At 39.7% G+C, this 23,941-nt stretch carries 17 protein-coding genes; 7 read left to right on the top strand and 10 right to left on the bottom strand.

Features of this window, described 5'->3' with window-relative positions:
- Positions 1–114 precede the first annotated feature (114 nt).
- The gene (locus P1X15_RS28475) at positions 115–534 is read right to left on the bottom strand and encodes a LysR family transcriptional regulator (protein WP_277341526.1); all 420 of its coding nucleotides are present in this window, start codon (positions 532–534) and stop codon (positions 115–117) included.
- 126 nt (positions 535–660) lie between these two features.
- Here P1X15_RS28475 and P1X15_RS28470 point away from each other — a divergent pair, with 126 nt between their 5' ends.
- The 3 genes from P1X15_RS28470 to P1X15_RS28460 all read left to right on the top strand — a co-directional run bounded on the left by P1X15_RS28470 (position 661) and on the right by P1X15_RS28460 (position 7,486).
- Positions 661–1,068, top strand: coding sequence for an EthD family reductase (locus tag P1X15_RS28470; RefSeq protein ID WP_277341525.1), 408 nt, complete (start codon positions 661–663; stop codon positions 1,066–1,068).
- 110 nt (positions 1,069–1,178) lie between these two features.
- Positions 1,179–3,479, top strand: coding sequence for an FdhF/YdeP family oxidoreductase (locus P1X15_RS28465; protein ID WP_277341524.1), 2,301 nt, complete (start codon positions 1,179–1,181; stop codon positions 3,477–3,479).
- 263 nt (positions 3,480–3,742) lie between these two features.
- Positions 3,743–7,486 (top strand): putative Ig domain-containing protein, encoded by a 3,744-nt coding sequence (locus tag P1X15_RS28460; protein ID WP_277341523.1) that lies wholly within the window; start codon positions 3,743–3,745, stop codon positions 7,484–7,486.
- Between the two features lie 170 nt (positions 7,487–7,656).
- Here P1X15_RS28460 and P1X15_RS28455 read toward each other — a convergent pair whose 3' ends face one another.
- The 4 genes from P1X15_RS28455 to P1X15_RS28440 form a co-directional block, all read right to left on the bottom strand.
- Complete coding sequence (locus P1X15_RS28455) at positions 7,657–8,562, bottom strand: sugar phosphate isomerase/epimerase (RefSeq protein WP_277341522.1); 906 nt, start codon at positions 8,560–8,562, stop codon at positions 7,657–7,659.
- An 84-nt stretch (positions 8,563–8,646) separates the two neighbouring features.
- On the bottom strand, positions 8,647–9,930 hold the full coding sequence (locus P1X15_RS28450) for a Gfo/Idh/MocA family protein (RefSeq protein ID WP_277341521.1): 1,284 nt from the start codon (positions 9,928–9,930) through the stop codon (positions 8,647–8,649).
- Positions 9,931–10,253: 323 nt separating this feature from the next.
- Positions 10,254–10,460, bottom strand: a complete 207-nt coding sequence (locus P1X15_RS28445) for a helix-turn-helix transcriptional regulator (RefSeq protein WP_277341520.1) — start codon at positions 10,458–10,460, stop codon at positions 10,254–10,256.
- A 92-nt stretch (positions 10,461–10,552) separates the two neighbouring features.
- Positions 10,553–11,980 carry a sodium:alanine symporter family protein gene (locus tag P1X15_RS28440; RefSeq protein WP_277341519.1) on the bottom strand — a complete coding sequence of 476 codons (1,428 nt, stop codon included), beginning with the start codon at positions 11,978–11,980 and terminating at the stop codon, positions 10,553–10,555.
- 115 nt (positions 11,981–12,095) lie between these two features.
- On the opposite strand from P1X15_RS28440, the gene P1X15_RS28435 reads away from it, so the two are divergent.
- Both P1X15_RS28435 and P1X15_RS28430 read left to right on the top strand, forming a co-directional pair.
- Positions 12,096–14,489, top strand: a complete 2,394-nt coding sequence (locus tag P1X15_RS28435; RefSeq protein WP_277341518.1) for a PDZ domain-containing protein — start codon at positions 12,096–12,098, stop codon at positions 14,487–14,489.
- Between the two features lie 49 nt (positions 14,490–14,538).
- Entirely contained in the window at positions 14,539–16,482 is a 1,944-nt protein-coding gene (locus P1X15_RS28430; RefSeq protein WP_277341517.1) for a tetratricopeptide repeat-containing sensor histidine kinase, read from the top strand.
- 34 nt (positions 16,483–16,516) lie between these two features.
- Here the strand turns inward: P1X15_RS28430 and P1X15_RS28425 are convergent, their stop codons facing one another.
- The 5 genes from P1X15_RS28425 to P1X15_RS28405 form a co-directional block, all read right to left on the bottom strand.
- Positions 16,517–18,217 (bottom strand): T3SS effector HopA1 family protein, encoded by a 1,701-nt coding sequence (locus P1X15_RS28425; protein WP_277341516.1) that lies wholly within the window; start codon positions 18,215–18,217, stop codon positions 16,517–16,519.
- Positions 18,214–19,272, bottom strand: coding sequence for a phosphotransferase family protein (locus tag P1X15_RS28420; protein ID WP_277341515.1), 1,059 nt, complete (start codon positions 19,270–19,272; stop codon positions 18,214–18,216). Before P1X15_RS28420 ends, P1X15_RS28425 begins: the two co-directional genes overlap by 4 nt.
- The gene (locus tag P1X15_RS28415; RefSeq protein WP_277341514.1) at positions 19,272–19,688 is read right to left on the bottom strand and encodes a hypothetical protein; all 417 of its coding nucleotides are present in this window, start codon (positions 19,686–19,688) and stop codon (positions 19,272–19,274) included. The genes P1X15_RS28420 and P1X15_RS28415 overlap by 1 nt, the downstream gene beginning before the upstream one ends.
- 190 nt (positions 19,689–19,878) lie before the next feature.
- Positions 19,879–20,676 carry a queuosine precursor transporter gene (locus P1X15_RS28410; RefSeq protein ID WP_277341513.1) on the bottom strand — a complete coding sequence of 266 codons (798 nt, stop codon included), beginning with the start codon at positions 20,674–20,676 and terminating at the stop codon, positions 19,879–19,881.
- Between the two features lie 15 nt (positions 20,677–20,691).
- Positions 20,692–22,689 (bottom strand): thioredoxin domain-containing protein, encoded by a 1,998-nt coding sequence (locus tag P1X15_RS28405; RefSeq protein ID WP_277341512.1) that lies wholly within the window; start codon positions 22,687–22,689, stop codon positions 20,692–20,694.
- A 338-nt stretch (positions 22,690–23,027) separates the two neighbouring features.
- On the opposite strand from P1X15_RS28405, the gene P1X15_RS28400 reads away from it, so the two are divergent.
- Together P1X15_RS28400 and P1X15_RS28395 are read left to right on the top strand one after the other, a co-directional pair.
- The gene (locus P1X15_RS28400) at positions 23,028–23,453 is read left to right on the top strand and encodes a hypothetical protein (protein ID WP_277341511.1); all 426 of its coding nucleotides are present in this window, start codon (positions 23,028–23,030) and stop codon (positions 23,451–23,453) included.
- A 4-nt stretch (positions 23,454–23,457) separates the two neighbouring features.
- The gene (locus P1X15_RS28395) at positions 23,458–23,940 is read left to right on the top strand and encodes a glutathione peroxidase (RefSeq protein ID WP_277341510.1); all 483 of its coding nucleotides are present in this window, start codon (positions 23,458–23,460) and stop codon (positions 23,938–23,940) included.
- Position 23,941: the final 1 nt, after the last annotated feature.

The raw sequence follows: 23,941 nt of genomic DNA, 5'->3' as shown, positions 1-23,941 counted from the left end.
GCCCCTTTGCTGAGTTGAGCTTGCAGATAATCCCGATCCGGTTCACTCAAAGTAATGTGTTGTCTCTGCATCAGTTATTGATAGTTTTTCAAAAACTAATATACATAAAAACTTTTAAAACAGTGTATTCAGTTTTTCGAGTAAGTCTTTGGTAGTACCAAACACCACTTGGATTTTGATGTTTGGGTATTGTTTGGCAAACTGTATCAGGGTTTTGGCAAAAAGAATACGCATAGAATAGATTATCCCGACGGTGATTTTGCCCGTGTTGAGATTTTTTAAATCTTGTAAAAGCAAGAGTCCTTCATTGGCTCTATTGATACTCTGTAATGCATATTCTCCAAACAAGCTTCCTGCTTCGGTAAGCGTGATTCGTTTGCCAATACGATTAAATAATGGCACGTTTAATTCATCTTCCAATTGTTTAATTTGCTGTGAAAGAGTACTTTGGCTAATATTTAAAGCCTTTGCTGCTTCCGTAAAGTTTAATAACTCTTTGGCTTTTAAAAAATATTTGAGTTGTCTTAGTTCCATAGTTCTAAATCGGTTTTTTCGATTGTTTTTATCGAAAAATAGCGTTTTGCAAATATAAAACCTGTTTAGATATTTGTGGGATATTGCTTTAAATCAAACATTTAACAACTCTTCACTCTCTTAGTCATGAAACTTAAACTACTCCTGTCATTTTCTCTTTTTATCAGCTATTTTGCTGCGTTTAGTCAAGAAAAACAGAGTGCGGCTATGGCCGAAAAAGGTTTAATCAAAGTATCGGTCATGTATCCTTATGCCGAAGGAAAAACCTTTAATATGGAATACTATGAGACCAAGCACATGCCAATGGTTGCAGGGTACTTAGGGGCAAATTTGGTGAAATATACCATTGAAAAAGGACTGGCGAGTGGTATTCCAAACCAACCACTTCCCTTTATGGCGATTGGTACATTTTATATAAAGAGCCTGAGCGACTATCAAGCGGCTATCGCTCCGAATCGCGACGCTATTCGTGCCGATTTTGCCAATTATACCAATGTCGCTCCCATTATTTTGGTGAGTGAGGTAGTGAAGTAAAAACAATATGTCTAAGGTCGATTACTAACAATCCAACATTTACGTATGTTTATAAGATAAATGTGACGAAGGTAAGTCATGTGAAATATACTTTAGACAAAATTAATACCATGGAAAAAAGAGAAACGCCTCATCCCGAGCTTACTCCCGAGGAGTTTACGGGGCTTAGTACTGAAGCCCCTAAAGAGGTAGCGGTAGGTTTGCCAGCAGTTGTAAGTGCATTTGAGCATGTATTAGGTGCTATGAATGTAGGTCGTGGGATGAAAGCGTTGCTCAATCTTAACCAAAAAGATGGATTTGATTGTCCAAGTTGTGCTTGGCCAGACCCTGATGATGAGCGGTCTGCTATTGCCGAATATTGCGAAAATGGCGCAAAAGCGGTAGCCGAAGAAGCTACCACAAAACGCCTGACTGAAGATTTTTTTGCCCAACATTCTATTGATGAGTTAGGTACGTGGAGCGATTATGAACTAAGTCAGCGGGGGAGAATTGCGCAGCCTATGTACAAATCGAAGGGCGCAACCCACTATCAGCCTATAAGTTGGGAAGGGGTATTCAAGAAAGTAGCCGCTTATTTAAATCAATTGCCTTCTCCCGACGACGCTATTTTTTACACATCTGGACGTACCAGTAATGAGGCGGCTTTTTTGTATCAACTTTTTGTAAGAGAATTTGGGACAAATAATCTTCCAGATTGCTCCAATATGTGCCACGAATCAAGTGGGGTAGCGCTCAAAGATACGGTGGGGATTGGCAAAGGTTCGGTTAAATTGGAAGATTTTTACAAAAGTGATTTGATTATTATAGCCGGCCAAAACCCTGGTACTAATCACCCTCGGATGCTTTCGGCGCTTGAGAAAGCTAAAAAGAATGGTGCCAAAATAATATCGGTCAATCCACTTCGGGAAACGGGTCTTGTCGCATTTAGTAATCCTCAAACGGCTGCGGGCTTGCTAGGGAGAAAAACGCCCCTCTCTGATTTGTTTTTGCAAGTGAGACTCAATGGCGACGTGCCGCTTTTCAAAGCGATTTTGAAACTTCTTCATGAAGCCGAATTAGAAGGCCGCGAGGTATTTGATTGGGCGTTTATCCGTGAGAAAACGGCAGGAATCGAAGACCTACTAGAAGATTTAAAAAATTATGATTTGGGGCAGTTGGTGCAAGATGCTGGACTGAGTTTGTCAGAAATTAAAGAGGCAGTGGAAATGATAATCGCTTCCCAAAATATTATCATCTGCTGGGCTATGGGTCTTACGCAGCACAAAAACGCGGTCGATAATATTCAAGAAGTGGTAAATTTGCTCCTATTAAAAGGCTCAATTGGGAAGGCCGGTGCGGGCACTTGCCCCGTACGAGGACACAGCAATGTGCAAGGCGACCGTACGATGGGAATCTGGGAAATGCCACCCAAAGAATTGTTAGATAGTCTTCAAAAAAGATTTGGTTTTGAGCCCCCTACCAAGCATGGCTACAACGTGGTAGATGCCATCAAAGCCATGCACGAAGGCAAAGCCAAAGTGTTTTTTGCCATGGGCGGAAATTTCCTGTCGGCTACTCCCGATACGGTTTATACCGCACAAGCCCTAAGAAATTGCTCATTGACCGCCCACGTGTCCACTAAGCTCAACCGTAGCCATTTAGTAACTGGCGAAGAAGCAATGATTCTGCCCTGTTTGGGTCGTACTGACCGCGATATCCAAAACGGTGAGGCGCAGTTTGTAACTGTCGAAAACTCAATGGGTGTAGTGCATCAGTCTAAAGGAAATCTAAGTCCTATTTCAGAGCATATGCTGAGCGAGCCAGACATAGTTCGTCGATTGGCAAAGGCTACGCTTGGGGCTAAATCTAGAGTGGAGTGGGATAGGCTTTTATCACATTATGATCATATTAGAGATGTGATTGAACAAACAATTCCGGGTTTTGAAAAGTACAATGAACGCGTAAGAGTGCCAGGTGGATTTTACTTGCCCAATGGTGCTAGAGAGGGCGACTTTAAAACCACTACAGGTAAAGCCAATTTTACCTTGAATCATTATACTCCCTTTGTCCTATCTTCGGATGAGTATTTGATGATGACTATCAGAAGTCATGACCAGTACAATACTACTATTTATGGGCTCAACGATCGCTATCGGGGTATTCAAAATGAGCGACGGGTAATCATGATGAACGAAAGAGACATGGAAAAAGCGAGCCTAAAAGCAGGCGATGTGGTGGATTTGTACAATTATAATGGCGGGCACAAACGGGTTGCCCACAAGTTTATCATTGTACCTTATTCTATTCCAGAAAGATGCATTGCTACCTATTTTCCCGAAACCAATACTTTGGTACCCATAGATAGCTATGCCGACAAAAGTATGACCCCAACGTCCAAAACGGTCGTGGTTCAAATTAAAAAAGCTCCCTAAATTCAAAAAATATTCTAAAACGATAACATTAATGAACCTTTTCAAAAACTATGCCATCAGGTTTAAAATCTAATAAAAATAGTAAAAACCTTTTCTGAAGGTTTTCCTAAAAGGTTAAAGTTTTTGTGTAATATACAGATAGTCAGTGCATTAAGCCGTTTAATAACTTTTTAAAAGTTATTAAACGGCTTTTTTCATATCTCTTGCATGGTTTTTGACAATGAACAGGCATAAGCCCCTTTATTCAAAAAACATATTCTAAAATGGTTCAACGTTTAGTACTCTCTTGGGTGCTTGCGTGGGTTATGTCTATCGTAGCCTTCGCAAACTCGCGCGCCCTCCACGCCCCTGTAAGTAATCCTTCATTAGCAGACGAAAATCAACGTTATTTATGTATCGCTCTTCTCAATACCACCGAAGGTGCGGAGTTTGGATTAGATGTAATTCGGGAAGGTGCTAAAAAAGGTTGTAACGCGGTCATGGTGACTGTTCGGTGGGATGTAGTATATTATACTCCCAGTAGTTCGGCCAATTGGGCGCAGTACGACAATCAGATTAAACTGGCCAAAGAGCTAGGACTTAAGGTATTCCTTCGGATTCACTTAGCGCGCTGCTGTAATCGGAACGAAGGATATTGGGAAGAATCAGAATCGGCACGTGATGAGCGTGGAAACACCCTCAAAGAAATCTTCAGCATGTCGCATGAGCCATCGCTTCAGAAAGCCCTCGGGTTTGTACGAGAAGTATGTCAGCGATATAATTCTGATCAGCAAAACGGCCATATCCTTTGCCTTGCGGCTACTACTACTACCACCCAAGAGTCTGGTTATCACTACGAAAACTCCGCAAATGGAGGTAATTATACGGCTATGTATGATTATAGCCCAAGCATGATTACGGGCTATCGGGAGTGGTTGTTACAACGCTACGGAAGTCTTAGCAAAATTAATAGTGAATGGAAATCTGACTACAATAATGTGAATGATATTCAGCCTATAAATACATCCTACCCTCATTCAGAAAATAAAAGATGGTCAGATTGGTATGTGTTTAGACATAATGCCCTCAAAAAGTTTTTGGATGGAGTGAGCAGCTCTGCTAAAGGGGTGAATGGCTCTTATAAAGTTGTGAATGATTTTGGGTCGGTTCACGATGGGTTGAGTTTTCGGAGAGCTACTTTTGCTTTCAAAGATTTGGCACGCAATACAGATGGTACCAAAATCAATGATTCTCAATATTTCTCCCATTATTTTAGTGCGGATGTACTGCGCAGTAATATGGGGGCAGGGAAATGGATTATGAATGAAGCTTTCCGCGAGCCGGGCCTTTCTCAGTATGGTATGCAGCTCATGCTTAGTGAGCATTTTGAGCGTGGTTGTAAATTGGTCAATATCGTCGCTAATAATATAGACGATATCAATTGGTATTCGCCAAGTATTACATGGGTACTCAACAATTGGCTCAACAAACCCATGACGCCCATTGTGCCAGTCCAATCTATGATTGTGAAGTTGTCGGAATTGGTTCGGACAGGTGGATATCCTCAAGCAGGATATTCGAGTCGATGGGATGAAAAAAAGAAGGACGGGCCCGTAGAGGTAAGGTTGGTAGAAGATTTGCTTGGTGAGCCAGAAGTAAACCAAGCCCCCTTTTTAGCCAATCCTCTTCCTAGTTATAGTTTTACGGCGGGCTTTGAGGCATCTTATAAGATTCCAGACAACGCTTTCAAAGATCCCGACGGTAGTATCGAATATTATGAAGTAAGTGGATTGCCAGATGGCTTGTATTTTGAGAATAATACCATCAAAGGTACCACTTCATCGGTTGGGGACTATACTATTAAAGTCAAAGCTACGGACTTGTATGATGCCTCTGTAAGTGCAACTTTTACATTAACTATCAACGCGCCTATTACGTCAAAGATTAATCTTTACAAAGCTGGAAATTTCCAGACCCGCGTTTTGCTCAAAGAACTTAAAAACGGAGATACTCTCAATCTTAAAGAACACACATATCTACTTAATTTTTTTGCTGAGGCAGGTTCGAAAGCAGAAGCGGTAGTGATGAAACTGATAGGACCCGTGAGTCGTACTCAAACCGAAACTGACAAACCTTTTGGACTTTATGGAGACAACGACGGAATTAATCTCAAAGTAGGTACCTATGAGCTTTCAGTAGAAGCATATAGTTCACAAGATATATCCTCTTTAACGGCACTGGGAAAAACTTCTCTTAAGTTTGTGGTAATTGATAAAGAAATAAATATGCCGCCTAGGATTGTGAATCCAGTGGCTGAGCCACAAGCGGCTATTGGGCGTACTTTTGATTGGAGTTTTCCAAGCAATGTTTTCCAAGATGTAGATGGAAGTATCGTCAAATTAGTTTTTACTAATCTTCCTGTTGGATTGAAAGCCGTAGATTGGAAGATTAGTGGTACACCTACGCAAGTAGGTACTTTCAAAGTCACCGTTGAGGCTTTCGATAATCTTGGAGCCTCCGCCAAAACCACCTTCAACATTAAAGTGGCTGCTTATAATCAGGCTCCTATAGTAGTGAGTACTATCCCTGATCAGTCAGTCTTGATTCAGCAACCTTACGAATATACCATACCTCTTACTTTGTTTAGGGATGAAGATGGATATATTGTAAGGATTATCGCGCTCAATACGCCTCCAGGGATTAGTTTTCAAAATGGAAAACTTATAGGTGTACCTACCTTAAGCGGCGTCTATCAGATCGGGATTCGGGCCATTGATAATGAAGGAGCTTGGGGCGAATTTTCGTTTCGACTTACTGTGAAGGGAGCTGAAAGCAACCAACCTCCTATTGTGGTGAGTACTATCCCAGACCAAAAAACAGTAGTAGGAAGGACCTTTACTTATACGATCCCTTCTAGTACTTTCAAAGACCCAGAGGGAGGAGTGCTACGTTTTGAAGCCCAAAATCTCCCTACTGGTTTGACATTGAAAGAGGGTATCATCTCTGGAGTTCCTTCTACAACTGGCGAGTTTAAGACTACAATCAAAGCCATTGACAACTTAGGTGCTAGTGTTCAGACCTCATTTACAATAGGGGTAACTTTGACCAATGGTAATATTCCCCCCATTATTGTGACGGCGTTGCCTGACCAAAATGCGGTAGTAGGACAAGAATTTCACTTCTTTATCCCCCTTACTTCATTTCGTGATCCCGATGGTACCTTGTCGTCGATTGTGGTTCGTAATTTGCCACAAGGGCTTGTATATCAAGGAGGAGAAATTACGGGAGTACCTGTGTTGACAGGTAACTATACTGTTCTTGTCAGGGTTTTTGATAATCAAGGAGCTTCGGTTGATGCCTATGTAGTCATCAAAATTACTAATCCCGTAGGAAGTGTAGCATTCAATTTTAGTTTGTACAAAGCGGGCGGTTCTATGTCACGACGTCTGATACGTACGATTCAAGATAATGACAAAATTCCCATTGGCGAATTGCCTTCTTTTATCAATATTTTTGCTGAAGGCAATACTGTCATAGACCGGATTGTGTTTGAAATGAAAGGCCCGGTTAATGTTAATTTTACGGATGCTACTTCACCTTTTGGATTATTTGACGATAACGGAGGCTTTGGCACAGTGGTAGGCGTATACAATTTGAAAGTGAGAGCTATCAAAAACAACCAAACAATTGGCGAAAAAGCGATTACATTCGAAATTACGAAGAGCAGCACTGGCGGTGGTGGTGATTTTACTAACGCCGAAGGTGAGCTTTGGGCACCGTACCCCAATCCATTCAGTGAATCTATTACATTGAATATTCCTTCTGAATACGAGCCTTCGGATACTCATTTTTCGTTGATAAACCTTACCGGTGAAAGGTTACAGGTGCCAGATGTGCTTTGGTTAGGTCAAAAAGCCGTGCTAAATGTGTCTTCTTTGCGCTTGCCTCAAGGGATGTATTTCTTACAAGTAAAAAACAACAACTTTGATTTTGTACATAGAACCCTCAAATTGGTAAAAGTACAATAATTCTAAAAATCCTATTTATTGAATAACAAGGGGACAGTAGTACAAAAAAACTCGCATCAAACGACGCGAGTTTTTTTTAATTTACTTCACTTATAGTAATAATGCAAAACAGACTTTCCAAGTTTTATGCAGAAAGCTTGGAAGGGCTTGCTTCGAAACTTGTTTACATTTTACATTGCTTTGAAAATGCCATCCATTTTTTGACTGATGACTTCGAGGCGTTTTCGGTCGCCGCCTGGTACCTCTGCCGATGCCCAGCCTGAATAACCGATTTTGGCAAGGGCTTTATTGACCACCGGCCAATTGCAATCTCCTTCCATCAATTCCACTTGAAAGCCTTTCCACAAGCCTTCATCTTGTTGTTTTTTGCGGCTAAACTCTTTGATGTCGATTTTCATGATACGCTTACCAAGGGTCTCAATCCAATGCTCAGGCCAGCCATAGCGTAGCACATTGCCTACATCAAAATACCATCCTACAAGTGGGTGGTTGATTTCGTCTACATAGCGAGCCGCTTCTATTGGACTGATGAGGAAATTGTTCCAGACATTTTCGAGGGCGATTTTAATGCCTGTTTTTTCGGCTACGGGTATCAATTTACGAATTTCGGCTTGGGAGCGCTCATAAGCTTCTTGGTAGCTAGTAGATTCGTTGACAACCCCTGGTACCAAAAGGACAGTAGTGCCACCGTATAGCTTACAGTCATGGAGGGCTTTTTCCATGGCTTTTGAGCAAGCTTCTCTCACTTTAGGGTCGGCGCTTGATAAGGGCGATTTCCAGTGCATCGAGTTGACTACTCCAGGAAGTTCAAGGCCTGTTTTATCACGAGCAGCTAGTATTTCTTTGATGTCGTATTCGTTGGGGCAATCAAACTCTACTCCATCAAAGCCAAGGTCTCTCAAAAGAATGAATTTGTCGAGTATCGAAAGGTTTTCGTTGACCATTCCAAATTTCAAACTTTTTTTAATCAGTGGCGAAGCCATAGGAGCTTCGGTGATTTTGGCCGTAGCATCTACGCCAATCACCGCCGCTGAGGTGGCTAGTACAGTATTCTTTATAAATGTTCGTCTTTGCATGGGAAAGAAAAATCAAAATGCCCGTTAGCAATGGTTGTCTTGATGGAACAAAGCAGTGCTTAACGGGCAAGAAGGAATTTAATATTAATAGAAAGGAGTAAAGCCAGGCCGTGCCACTTCTATTTTAGGAGCAGCCATATCAAAACTTACGGAATCAGGGCCAAGTTTTTCGTTAGATTTCATGGCTTCTTCCCAAGTGATTTTCTTTCCAGTATAGGCTGCCATCCGACCCATGATCGCAATCATAGTGCTGTTAGCCATCCATTCGCCGTTATTAATAGGCTTGCTGTTGCGGATAGAAGCAAACAGTTCGTTGTGCTCTGTTTGATACATATCGTTTTGTGGGCCTGAGTATTCCCACGGATTTTGTCCTTCAATTTTGTGAGTAGGACGTGAGCAGTTGGCCATTGCTCTTCCTTTCGTTCCGAAAGTTTCTACCAAGTAGCTACGTTCGCAGTTTTCTTGTTGGCGAGAGAAATGGAATCCTTTGGCTCCATTAGGATAATCGTAGGTAATAGCAAAATGGTCAAAAATGTGGCCAAACAAAGGGTCAACACGTACTTGACGTCCACCAGTACCTACAGCACTTACAGGAAGCACATCTCCCATTGCCCACGACATCATATCGAGGCTGTGTACAGCTTGCTCTACGATATGGTCACCTGCGAGCCATGTATAGTACATCCAGTTGCGAAGTTGAAATTCCATATCAGTCCAGCCTTCTTGACGAGCAAAAGACCAAGCCCCTCCCGTATTGTAAGTATTGTAAATACTCATTACTTCACCAATCGCACCTTCGTTGATTTTGCCAAACACCGCACGTTTGGGCTCATGAAAACGCCAGCAAAAGCCCGAAACAAGCGAGAGGTTTTTTTGTTTCGCAAGTTGAGCTAGCTCTATTACTTTTCTTACTCCGGGAGCGTCTACTGCTACGGGTTTTTCACAAAATACGTGTTTGCCTGCTTTGATAGCGGCTTCGAGGTGTTGGGGGCGAAAAAACGGAGGAGTAGCCAATAGCACTACATCTACGCCCGAATCAATCACTTTTTGATAGGCATCAAAGCCCAAAAATTTGTGGCCATCGTCCACTTTTACTTTGTCTCCATGTACTTTTTTGAGACCTTCGAGACAAGTATCAAATCTTTCAGGGAAAATATCACCAAGTGCGTGTAACACAACGTTTGGGTCAGCCTTGAGTGCTTGCATTGCCGCTCCAGAGCCTCTACCGCCACAACCTACCAAACCCACTTTGAGGGTTTCGCTGTTGGTACCTGCAAAAGCCTTGTTAGGAACAATAATAGACGGGAGTGCAGTGCCTGCTAAAGCAGCACCGGCTAATTTTAACACATCGCGACGTGAGGTGTGCATATTGGTTGTAGTTTAAAGGATTTAGAATGGAGTAAATATAGGAAAAAACCAATAATTTTACCCAGAAAAAATCCGACGCCATTATTTGGTATTTTTCTACTTTCACCCAAATATCCTATTATTTTTTAATATATATTCAATATATAACCATTTTTTTTAAAAAGTTTTCGATATGTGGCCTTTTTCATGAATTAATCAAGGATTTATGATATTCTATAATTTATCTATATTATTAGTGGATTTTTTTGTCTTCTTATAGCATAATTATTGTTTGTCTAAGAGTGAGTTTCCAATAACTCACAAAACGAAAAAAATGCTCCTCATTAAGTCTCAATCTTCCCAAAGGCCCGCTCGGGTGCTTGACTTTCGTATTGGAGAAAAGTATTAGGAGTGAGGTTGGTAAACTCTTTGAAGTCTCTTACTAAGTGTTGATAATCATAATCTCCAAGCTCCATCGCCATTGATAGCCAATCTTTTGTAGTATTGGCTTTTTTGAGTTTTATGGCATTTTCGAAACGGGCGATACGCACGTACTACAATAGAGGGTATCATGAAATTAAAACTATAATCATATGTTTGAGAGCTACTTTGATTTCAAGTAGCTCTCAAAATGTGTGTTATTTTAGTCGTTGTCCCATTGGTCAGTATTTTTAATACCTAGTTTTTTGGCATTAAAAACAGGGTCGATACCGGCTTTACGTTGTTGTTCGTAGTCCTTAAAAGCCTTGAGGGCTGGCTTGCGGAGTAAGAATATCGCAATGATATTGAGCCAAGCCATCATTCCTACGCCTATATCGCCCAGCGTCCAAGCCAAAGCGGCAGTTTTGATTGAACCATAAAATGTGGCTGCCATAATCATCACTCTCAAAGCTTGTACCATCCATTTTTTGTCTCCTTTGGGAAGAAGGTAGCTTAAGTTGGTTTCTGCAATGTAGTAATAGGCCATAATAGTTGTAAACGCAAAAAACAAAAGTGAAATAGCCACAAACCCACCTCCTATGGAAGGAAAGTGCGTATTGACGGCGGCTTGGGTAAACTCCGAGCCAATTGCCATACCAGGGACGTTTTCGATGATAAAGCCACCCGAAGGATTGACAACATTGTACTTGCTCGTAAACAATATCATAAATGCCGTAGCGGTACACACAAAAAGAGTATCTACATAAACCGAAAAAGCTTGCACAAGACCTTGTTTGGCTGGATGACTGATTTCGGCGGCAGCAGCGGCATGGGGAGCCGTCCCTTGGCCTGCTTCGTTGGAGTAAATTCCTCTTTTGACACCCCAAGAAACGGCCATCCCGAACACTCCTCCAAAAACAGGTTCCAAATCAAAAGCTGAACGAATAATAAGATTGACTACTGCTGGAACTTTAGTGATGTTGAGAGCAATGACGATGAGAGCCATCAATATGTATCCTCCTGCCATAAATGGCACCACAATCTCAGCCACTTGGCTAATGCGCTTGACACCGCCAAAAATGATTAACCCCAACAAAATTGTGATAATCGCTCCCGTGATTTCGACGGGAATGTCAAAAGCTGCTTTGGCACTGAGAGCTATACTGTTGCTTTGTACACCAGGCAAAAACAGGGCAGTACTCAAAATCGTCGCAACTGCAAATAAAATGGCGTACCACTTAATCCCTAAACCTTTTTCGATATAAAATGCTGGCCCACCTCGGTATTGGCCATCTTTGACTTGTTTGTAAATTTGACCTAAAGTCGCTTCAATAAATGCTGAGGAAGCACCCAAGAATGCAATCGCCCACATCCAAAACACAGCGCCCGGTCCACCCATTGCAATAGCAGTGGCTACGCCAGCGATGTTGCCCGTACCGATACGCCCCGAGATAGCAATCGCAAAGGCTTGAAAGGAAGAAACGCCTTTGTCGGATGCTTTTCCCCCAAACAAGAGCTTAATCATATCGCGGATATACCGCACTTGTAGAAACTTAGTAACAAAAGAAAAATAAACGCCCGCCCCTAGGCAAAGTAAGATTAAGGCATTACTCCAAATAATGTCGTTGATAGCAGTAACAATTTTTTCCATTGAGTTTTTTCGGTTAGGTAGTTAGGTTTGTGGCGAAATGGTTTTTATGGTTATAAATAATGTACTCAAAGAAATGAAAATAAAACGAAAGGGTGGCCAAGGTATTAGAAAAATCATGATTTATACTCAAAAAATGGTGGTATTGAACAAAACTTTGGGTATTAGGCAGGCATTGTTACTTGTTTTTCTTTGCACAGTGTCGATTGTGAATGCCCAAGTAAATTATTATGTATCTCCTAAAGGAGATGATTCTTATACGGGAACGTTCCAAAAACCTTTTAAAAATCTTTCAACTGCTATCAAAGTAGCACAAAAAGCCCAAGGAAAAGAGGTGAAGATTTACCTTTTGAAAGGAAAATATTATCTGACCAAAACGATTGTAATCGACGCGTCACAAACCACCACCAATCGATTGGAAATAGCGGCTTATCAAAACCAAGAGGTCACAATCAGCGGGGGGCGTCGTTTACAGCTACAATGGAAACCTTATCAAAATGGCATTTATCAAGCGTCGGTTCCAGAGGATGTTTCATTTGAGCGGTTGTTTGTCAACGGACAATTACAACACTTAGCAAGGTATCCCAATTATGATGCTGCTGTGCGTGTTTTTAAAGGAACGGCCCCCGATGCTATCTCAAAAGAACGAGTAGCTCAGTGGAAAAATCCTGTGGGGGGATATGTTCATGCCCTTCACTCTGGCGAATGGGGAGGATTTCATTATCTAATTACGGGAAAAAATGAAAAAGGGGAACTGACTCTAGAGGGAGGCTGGCAAAACAACCGACCTGCTGCTATGCACAAGCAATTTCGGTTTGTAGAAAATATTTTTGAAGAATTGGATCAACAAGGAGAATGGTTTTTGGATAAAACAAAACACATTGTTTACGTCTTACCTCCTTCTGGTGTAAACCTCGCTACCGCACTTGTGGAAGTATCTCACCTTAAAAACGCCATCGAATTGCGTGGCACAGCTACCACGCCTTTACGGAATGTAAGTTTTAAAAATCTACATTTTATCCATACAGAGCGTAGTTTTATGGAAACCAAAGAGCCATTGCTGCGAAGTGATTGGACTTTTTACAGAGGAGGTGCTCTACTTTTTGACCAAACCGAAAACTGTAAAATCGTTGATTGTCAATTTGCTGATTTGGGCGGCAATGCTATTGTTTTTAGCAATTATAATCGAAACGATACTGTGAGCGGCTGTCATATTCATCGTATTGGGGCGAGTGCGGTGGCTTTTGTGGGAAATTCAAAAGCGGTACGTTCGCCTTCTTTTAGGTATGAGCTATCCATTCCGTACGAAAAGCTTGACCAAACGCCCGGCCCGCAAACCCAAGATTTTCCGCAAGAATGTGCCGTCGTTGATAATTTAATCCATGATGTAGGCCAAATCGAGAAACAAGCTACCGGGGTGCAGATAGAGATGTCGGCGGCCATTACGGTCAGTCATAATAGCATATACAATACCCCTCGTGCGGGTATCAATATCGGCGATGGCGCTTGGGGAGGTCATATCTTGGAATACAACGACGTATTCAATACCGTTTTAGAAACAGGGGATCATGGCGCTTTCAATTCTTGGGGACGCGACCGCTTTTGGTACGCCAATCGAAAATATATGGATAGCCTTGTGGCAGTACATCCAGAGTTAATATTGCTAGATGCTCAAAAAACAACGATTATACGAAATAACCGTTTTCGTTGCGACCACGGTTGGGATATTGACCTTGACGACGGTTCTTCCAATTACCACATCTATAATAACGTATGTCTGAATGGGGGTTTGAAACTGCGAGAGGGTTTTTATCGTACCGTCGAAAACAATATCATGGTCAATAACTCTTTTCATCCACATGTATGGTTTCAAAATAGTGGTGACGTATTTCGCCACAATATCGTGATGAAAAAATATTACCCCATTCAAATCAAGGATTGGGGAAAAGCGGTCAATCAAAATTTATTTCCTGACACATCTTCCTTGAATCTTGCCCGTCAAAATGGCACCGACGCGCAAAGTATAGCAGGAAGTCCGATGTTTGAGGATGCATCAAAAGGAGATTATCGAGTAAAAGCAGGCTCACCTGCCTTTGAAATTGGATTCAAAAATTTTGAGATGGCAACCTTTGGAGTTCAAAAGTCTTCCTTAAAAAAACAAGCTGCTACGCCACTGATTCCTCCTTTGTTTGACACTCAACTTGGATTGGATAGAAGCGCAAGTGTCTCGTTTTTAGGAGGTACACTCAAGAATGTAGAAGGGCTTGGCGATCGCTCAGCCTATGGATTACCCGACGAAACGGGCATCATCGTCATGTCGGTCGGGACCAATAGCCTACTTACCAAGTCGGGCCTGCAAGACAAAGATGTGATACGAATAGCCGACGGGAAAAACGTAAAGACCCTTCGGGAGTTTTTGGAAATTTATCAAGAAATCAACTGGCACGGGAAGATGAATCTTGAAGTGCTACGAAATCAGGAGTTGGTTAAGGTGGTATTGTTGTTGAAGTGATATTTTGATATTTTCGTTGATGAAAATCGTTGTGATGATACCCTTGGGTATGACTCGGACTCTTACTCTGATTGTTAATCAATATTTATGGATAGTCTTTTTGGTTTTACCCCTTTTAGGTAATGCCCAAAAATCAACTATTGATAGTCTTCAAAAAGTACTTATCTCACTGCCAACTCCAGGTAGCTCGTTTGGAAGCGATACTACGAGGGTGATGGTGTTATGTGAGATGGGTAAGTCTGTAACTCCAGATAAAAGAACTCAATTTTTTGAAAAAGCTAATGATTTAGCTAATAGACTTAATTGGTCTCTAGGCCAAATGAGAACCTATTACTATCTAGGAGAAAACTATGGGCTGTTGGTGAACTATTATAGAGGAGGACAATGCCTTTTTAAAGCACTTGCAATTGCTGAAAAATTAAAAGATGCTGAAATGGGTTGTAAAATATTGTATGTATTAGGGAATTATTATAATCTAATGAATGATCCTAAAGAAGGGTTGAAGCTTCATTTAAAGGCATTTAGTCAGCTACCTCCAAAATCCCCCCAAAAAGCTAAATTGTTCAATATTTTAGGGACAGACTATTATTCTTTAAGGAGACTTAAGGAGGCAGAATTCTATTTTAGAAAAGGGTTAATTATAAGTCGCCAAGCTCAATTGCATATAATAGAAAGTTATTGTATTGCTAATCTGGCGTTTTTGTCTCTTGATAAAAATAACTATTCAGAAGCTTTGTATTATTTTAAAATATATGAGTCTATTTTAAATAAATTTTATCTATCCAAAATAGACTTACATATAGGACTTACTAAATTATATATCAAAGAAAAAAAATATGATAAAGCAAAAAAAGAGGCTTTGATGTTGTATCGAATTGCTCTTAAATCTCAGAATGACAGCGAATTGTCTGCAGCATATGAGAATATGTATGAGCTTTATAATAATATAAATGACTCTAGGAAGGCTTTAGAAAGTTATCAGCAATGGAGTGAATTTAAAGAAAAAGCAGATAAAGATATGAAAAATAGGCTTTTAAGTGCTTTGAAGTTTGAATATGACAACGAAAACAATTTGATAAAGATTCACTCTCTTGATAGTCAGCTTTTAGATAAACAGAATGAGTTAAAGATTCTATTGATAGTAGTTTTATCTTTTATATTAATTATCATAATATTGTTTTGGAATAATAAAATATTGAAAGGCAAGAATTTGCAAATAGAGATGCAAAAAAATGAACTTCATAAACTGAAAGATGATTTGAATAGTTCAAATCAAAAACTTCTTGATTTAAATGAATCACTTGAAACCAAAATTGAAAATAGAACTAGTGAGCTAAAGCTCGCAAACGAAGAATTGGTTCGAAAAAATAATGAAATTCAGATAGCGTTTATAACTGGTAAAAAACAAGAGAGAGAAAGAGTAGCCTCAGAACTCCATGATAATCTGGGTAGTACAATATCGGGATTGTTGTGGCAATTACAAGGAATAACCCTTGATAATTTAACACCACATGAACAGGAAATCTACGAAGCATTAGTGGAACGAGTAAGTAGTGCTTATGATGAAATCCGACATATTTCACACCATTTATCTCCCAAAGAATTAGATAAAGGTTTTGAACAGGCACTTCAAAAGTTGATTGGCGATCTTAACCGAAATAATAAAACTATTTTTTTATTAAAAGGTAGTTTACCTAAAAATCTTATTTCGACTTCTCAAGAAAATGATATGTATAGTATATGCCTTGAAATTATAAATAATATAATTAAACATGCAAAAGCTTCTGAATGCACGATAGAACTCGAAGCACAACAGTCATCCTTTAGAGTAAGTATAAAGGATAATGGTAAGGGGTTTGTTGTAGGAGACAAACAAAATATTGGTAAGGGATTAATCAATATAAAAAAACGAGTGTTAATGCTTGCTGGCGACTTAAATATTATATCTTTACCTAGCCAAGGTACATTAATTACAGTTTCAATACCATTATAATTTTTAAAAAAATATTGATATCGCGAGTTTAATATTAAAATTTTACAGGCTTCACCAATTGAGGACTATATACTCGTAAGAAAAAATATCCAAGACCTGCATATCCATGCCTGAGCGTTGGACAAAAAAAATCTGTACCTAGTCCGTTTTTTAACGGCCTTTCTTTATCTAGGAAATGAGTTTTGATATTTTGCCTAGCTAAATTTGCATTTTGATTACTAACCCATCTATTGATAAGAGTTCCTTCCGATAAAGCCTTAAACGTTTCTTTGTCTATTAGGTCTAAATCAATTTCATCTAAGGTGCTTTCATTAGTCCAGAAATGAAAAATTCTATTTTTACGAAAATACCGACTCTTTAAAGGCTTTCGTTTATAGAGAATTGTCTTAACGTCAATATCATTTAAGCCTCCTAAGGTTTTTTTGAATATGGGGTCTTTGTACGCATCGTATAAAGTAAGTAGAAACAATTTTATTCCAGCTCTCCCATCAGCTAAAGAGTTGTCTAATAGGCGATAAGTGACTGTGTTTTTATCGTTTTGGTAATTTAGCCAATTGCAATGTTTATCATCTATCCACATTGCTTCTTTACAAATAATGTGTCCTATTTCTATAGCTCCTTGAAGAAAAAAGTTAACCTTTTTAGGTAGTCGTATAGGAAGTTTGATAGGAGTAAATACTAAATCATATGGAAAATTTGAATGGGGATTAAGGTAAAATAAATTCAAATTTTGATATTGGTGTTTTATGATTTCTAAACCCCTTATAATTCTACTTTTTTTTTCGATTACGTTTTCAAAGCTAAGCCTTGTAAGGGTTTCTGCGATTAATTTGCTTCTATTTTGACCTACGCTTTCTGCGCTTTGTGTGTCAGGCTCTTCTGCAAAACCTACTCCTCTATACAATTTATAGGTGAAAATGGGAACAGGTTCACGTAAATGATTGTGATATTTTAAATATACAGATTCTAAAAAATATTTTATATAGAAAAAACTTTTTTGGTCAGAATACAATATGACAGAGTCAGTTCTATTAAAGTCTTCTTTTTGAGATAAAATTTTAATAGTATAAGGTATGTTTTTAGGGTCGCAGTATAAATAAACATCTTCTATAAAATTTTTAATAATATTCCAGTTTGGTTGAAAATTGAGGTAAAAGCGAATGGTTTGCCTGCCATCTGACTCCTGTAATTCTCGACCATTAATGAATTCAAAACCAGTTTTACCTTCTGTTACATTTTTAAAACTTTTTGTTGGAAAAAAAATGGAGTGTACTGTTTCAATAGTATCATTAGGTGCTACTTTCCAGTCACCCTCAAATATCCATTTTCCAGAATTTACAGCAATTTTCTGACTACCTTTGGTTAGAATTGCTACCGAATCGCCAACAATTTCTTTGGATTTCGCCATCCAGTATTGGCTTTGCCACTGAGGATTAGTAAAATATTCAATTTCATTGAAATTAATTCCCAAACTGCCTTTTTCTGTTTGAAGTGTAGGATAAACATAAAATTGTAATCTTATATAATCAGCGAGTAACTTAAAGTCTTCTGGTTGAAGAAAAGGGGATGCAGAAGTAAGTTTTCCTCTCAATACAGGGAGATTATGTGAAGAATCATAAACAGGGCCTTCTAAAGAGATACTAGCCTCTTGAATCTTCAGCGATACATTGTCGATTATAAAAGCAATTGCCTTTTCAAAATCATTTTGGAAATGAGGAAAAATCTCTTGACTCATGAAGATAATGTTAAAAAATCAACTACTTGTTTAAACAAATCTGGGGTACATTCAGAAGGGTTAACCCACAAATGTTGTAAAAGTATTGCACCAGCATATTTAAAAATAAGTTCTTTTTCGTAGATACTTATAGAATTATTAAAATAATGAGTTAGCAATTGTTCAATACAGTCATCACACTCTTGTTGAATTAAAACAACCATTAAGGGTTTGAATTTCATAAGTACTAGGGAAGCTATAAAAGAAGCTAAATCCCAAAGGGGATCACCCACCAAAGCCATTTCCCAGTCAATCAATGTAAGAATTGGGTTAGCTTCAGAAGATGATGCACTAATCAATATATTAGAAGGTTTTAAATCTCCATGTAGCAGGGTCTGGGGGCGTTCGAGCCAACTTTTTCGTAAGGCTCCCAAAGATTTGATTACATCAGGGGAGTCTTGTAAAAGTGCTAAAAAATCCTGCTTGTTTTCGTCTCCATGATAAGAAGCTACATTAATTAAATTATTATCAATATTGAGTGGAAAAGGAATAGACTTGTCAAATTTAGCTAATACTGAATCGTTATTTTTTTGTAAAAAATGTTGATGCCATGCTCTCAGGTTTTCTGCCAAAATTTGAGGAAAGTTGAAAACTCTCGGTTTGTTAGAGGCAGTTTGTAACAAAAAATTATAGAGAGATTTGCTGGTATTGTCAAAAACAAATACTGTAACTAATAAAGAAGAGTCTATACATAGGCGTTTAGGTAATAAAAAAGCACCTTCAACGGGATTTTCGGTAAAGGTGTCAAAGAAAAAGCGTTCTGTATTAAAAGTAAAATAGAAATTTTCTTCCCAGCTTGGACATTGCTTGATAAAATATTGGCATGTATTACCTGCCCCATCAGGGCAGGTAACTAGTAAAGTATTGTTCCGAGTTTTTCCCGAAAAATTCTCTTGAACTTCAAAATTGGAATTGTTGAGAGATGAGAGTTTAATCAGACTTACACCTGATTCTTTAGACTGATTTCGCAAATAGCCTAAAATATTATAACCAGTCAATAACACCCGATAGTTCATTAAGGTAGAGCGGTATATCGAGGAGCATTGTGGCCCGCACGTTGTGATACGGTACTTTTGATTGTGTCGCTAACAAAACCAGGAATATTGCCTAAGTCAGCAAAAGTACTTGCTTTTAGAGTATTATTCCCTTTGTCGAAGTAATAAAAAAGAGCTTCAGCTTTGAAAAGACATTGCACAAGTTTTGTGGGGTCATTGTTGATTCCTTGACCTAAGTAGAAAAAGACTTCATCTTTTTCATCTTTAAAATGAATGGCCTTGCTTGTGTGAGATTCACCCTCTTTTTGGGAAAAATAGAGGGTTATAAAATTATGCTGATCGCCTAATGCGCCTCTCAATTGATTTTGTATTTCTACCTCTGTACGTCTGGCATAACCATTGACAATAACAACAGATTGAAGTGATATTTCTGACATATATCTTTAGGAAGTTTGGTTTAAGGTGTATTTTAGAAAGCAGGACAATCTTAGTAAACTACTGATTTGTTTCCAATCAAACCGTTAAGAATTGATTAGAAAAGTTATCTAGTGGCTTATTCGACTTAACTACTATTCTTATATCTTGGGTAGATTGATGATGAATTCCCTGGCCATCTAAAACTTTTTTCTACACTGCCGTAAAACTCGCTGCGGCTGCTTCGTTGGCCATTTGGTGGGCGTTTTCTTTGCCTAAATATTGATCAATGAGGTAGTGGGCTACGTACAAAATAGGCGTCATTAACAGCGCTACGACACCTTTGTAGATATAGTTGATGCTACCCACTTGGGCTACTTGGGTCATCGACCAGTTGCCAAATACGTAAAAGGCAATGAAAATCACCACAAAACTATCAATCAGTTGTGAAAACAAAGTAGAGCCCGTAGCTCTTAGCCAAATATGCTTACTGCCCGTGCGGCGACGCAACCACGAAAAAATGGTAACATCTAGTATCTGCCCAATCAAAAAAGCGATAATCGAGCCTATCATGATACCCAATCCTTGCCGAAAAATGGCGTTGAAAGCACCGTCTATGTTCATGGCATTGCCGAGACTGTCTTTGCTGTTGACTTCCAGCCAAAATTGTGCGGGTGGAAGGGAAGTAGTCGCATAAATCGCGATATACATATACGCGATAAAAATCGCAGTGAGGTAGGAGATTCGGCGTACTCCTTTTTTGCCAAAATACTCATTGATGATGTCGGAAGTGATAAAAACTACGGGCCAGTTGACTACGCCCGCCGACATGTTGAAATCGAGCTTTGTCCCGAAAAGGGGGAGCTGGGCGGGGGCTGTGCCGAGTAGGGCTTCTACCGAAAATATTTTCACGCCGATGATTTCTGCGATGAGGGCATTGGTCAAAAAAAGACCACACAAAAACAAGAAAAGGAATTGTTTTTTTTGCTCAAAAGTACTGTTGGTGGACATACAAGGGTGGGCAGGTTAAGGATGATTCAACTGTTTCCAAGCGGCTTCAATATCATGAACAGGCAATTGGCAGGTTTTGTTAAAACACACATACAAAGTTGTCAAATTATTTTTGGCAGTTCTTTGTTGGAGCAAAGGTAAATCAGAGCTAGTCGTAGTGCCTACAACTAGTTTGTTGGGATAGTAGTGTTTTTCCAATTCTTGTCGATAATTCTCTGCTTCCGGCCCGACTATGGCAATTTCGGCTGTAGGCTGAGCCCTCAGCGCGTACAGGGCAGCCCAGTTGGTAGCCCATTGAACATCGGTGAACATGGCACGTTTCATTTTGGAAAGCATCCAATCTGCCAGTTTTACATAGTCACCATAGTCAAATAATGTCCCTAATAAATATAAATTATGAGCCATTAGAGAATTGGAGGCAGGGATGACATTATCAAAAATCTCTTTTTTACGGGCTATCAAGTCGGCAGCATTGGCATCTGTAAAATAAAAAAGTGCTTCCTCATCGTCATAAAAATTTTCGATGGTGTAGGCCGTGAGTTGTAGCGCTTCGTCGAGCCATGATTCCTCAAAAGTAGCTTGGTATAAACTTATGTATCCATCAATGACCGCCGCATAATCTTCCAAAAAACCCACAATTGTAGCCCTTTCGTTTTTATAACTATGCCAAAGCTGGTGATTGGCCTGGGTCATTTTGTTTTTTAGAAAATGGGCATTATTGAGTGCTAATTTTTTAAATGACTCTTCGCCAAATACGCGATATGCATCGGTCAATCCTTTCAAAATCAAGCCATTCCACGAAGCGAGGATTTTGTCGTCCAATCCCGGACGAATGCGTTGTTGTCGGGCTTCAAAGAGTTTGTTTAAGGCTTTTTGATAATCCTTCTGGTCAACTTTTTGTAATTCAAGGGGAGATGTAAGGTGTAAATGATTGTAGCCATGTTCCCAGTTTCCTGCCGCTCTTGTGTGATAAAGTTTTGAAAACCAGTCAAAATCTTCTCCCAAAATAGATTGTAATTCGGCCTGTGTCCAGATATAAAATTTCCCTTCGATTCCTTCGCTATCGGCATCAAGTGCGGAATAAAAACCGCCATCGGGACTTAACATTTCGCGTTCAAGCCACGCGATAGTTTCATAGACGCGGCTTTTGTATAGCTCGTTTTTGGTGAGGGCATACGCTTCAGCATAAATACTCAAGAGTTGACCGTTGTCATAGAGCATTTTCTCAAAATGTGGAATAAACCATTCGTCATCTACCGAGTACCGCGTCCAGCCTCCTCCTGCGTGGTCGTAGATACCTCCAAGCGCGATACGATTGAGGCTCAATTCGACTTGGCGCAGTGCCTCAGGATTTTGGGTAAGAGCATAATAACGTAACAAAAACTTATAAATAGACGGCATCGGAAACTTGGGTGCTCGGTCCATTCCACCTTTTTCGGTATCGAAATGTTGTTTCATTTTTTCAAACATCTCGTGCAAATCATCGACCGAAAAAGTACCTTCATTACCCTCTAAATTGTATTTGTCTGACTCTTTGAGGAGCATATTTTCCGTAAAACCTTGGGCTGATTTTACCAATTCATCATGGTGATTGTCAAACGCATTTTTAACACTTTTGAGGAGTTGAACCCAGTTTTGGGGCGGCAAATACGTTACGCCATAGAAGGGCTTGGCATCGGGCATCAAAAATACATTGAGAGGCCACCCGCCGCGTCCACCCATCGCGTGAAGAGCATCCATGTAAATAGCGTCTACGTCGGGGCGCTCTTCGCGGTCTACTTTGATACACACAAAATATTCGTTCATCACCGCCGCAATCTCTTCTTTTTCAAAGCTTTCGCGCTCCATCACATGGCACCAATGGCAGGCCGAATACCCGATACTTACCAAAATAGGTTTGTTTTCGGAAAGAGCTTTGTTGAGCGCATCTTCTCCCCAAGGATACCAATCAACGGGATTGTGGGCATGCTGAAGCAAATACGGCGAGGTTTCGTGAAGGAGGCGATTAGACATGTTGTATGGGCGAGAAAACTGAATGAGTTGTTTTTTGTGAAAATAACTAAATTCTAAAACTAGAAAGTTCATCGTGCCTTTTTTCTTTTGAGGGCTAATATGCCATTTAAGGCAAGAAAAGGTAACTGCAATAAGTTGTAAGCAGTAGGCATTTTTGTGAGTTTTTTAGACAATCATAGCAGCGATTTGTTGAGTATGCAAAACCTTTTTTATAAAAACCATATGGCCTAAAGCATATTGCTAAGTAGTTACAATAAAAGAGAAAATTAAGTTGGAAGAGATTTTTAAAAAGAATACTTTTGCATCGTAAACGATTTAATCGTAAAAGATTTTTAGATATGATAAATCCAAAAACTTCCGTTACTCAAAATATCTTAAGAGGGCTTCTGGGGGCATTGATGATGCTTGCGGGCATTGGTCACTTAACGTTTCAAAGGGGTGAGTTTCAGGCACAAGTACCTCATTGGGTGCCTTTAAGCAAAGACTTAGTGGTGATTTTGTCGGGTGTGGTCGAAATTGCTTTGGGCGCAGCCATGCTTTTTTTGACCAAACAAAAAGTAAAAGTAGGGTTGGCCCTTGCGGCCTTTTATGTGCTTATTTTTCCGGGCAATATCGCCCAATACCTCAACGGTATCAGTGCTTTTGGGCTAGATACTGACCAAAAAAGATTAATCCGCTTGTTTTTTCAGCCCGTATTGAGTGCATGGGCGTTGTGGTCAACGGGTGCTTTGAAATTTCTTTTATCCCTCAATAAAAACAAATAACAGCATGACAACCAATCAATTTTATGATTTCACGGCGAGTGATATCAAAGGCAAAAGTATCTCTATGGAGAGCTTCAAAGGGAAAGTAGTAGTGGTAGTAAATACCGCTAGCAAATGCGGTTTGACACCTCAGTTTGAAGGACTGGAGAAAATATACCAAAAATACAAAGACCAAGGACTGGTCATACTAGGATTTCCGTGTAATCAATTTGGTGGCCAAGAACCCGGTACTGCCAACCAAATTGAGGAGTTTTGTCAGTTAAATTATGGCGTAAGTTTCCCGATGTTTGCCAAAATTGACGTGAATGGCAAGGAAGCACACCCCATTTTTAAATATTTGAAGTTAGAGCTTGGTGGTTTTTTGTTTGACGATATCAAGTGGAATTTTACTAAATTTGTAATAGACCGAAACGGCAAACCCGTGGAGCGTTTTCGCCCAACGGCTGAGCCCACAGAACTTGAATCGACTATTCAAAAACTCCTGTAAT

It is taken from the genome of Runella sp. MFBS21 (assembly GCF_029433105.1).
Classification (GTDB): domain Bacteria; phylum Bacteroidota; class Bacteroidia; order Cytophagales; family Spirosomataceae; genus Runella.
Note: the sequence above shows the minus strand (reverse complement) of the source record. Positions and strands in the feature narration are given on the sequence as shown.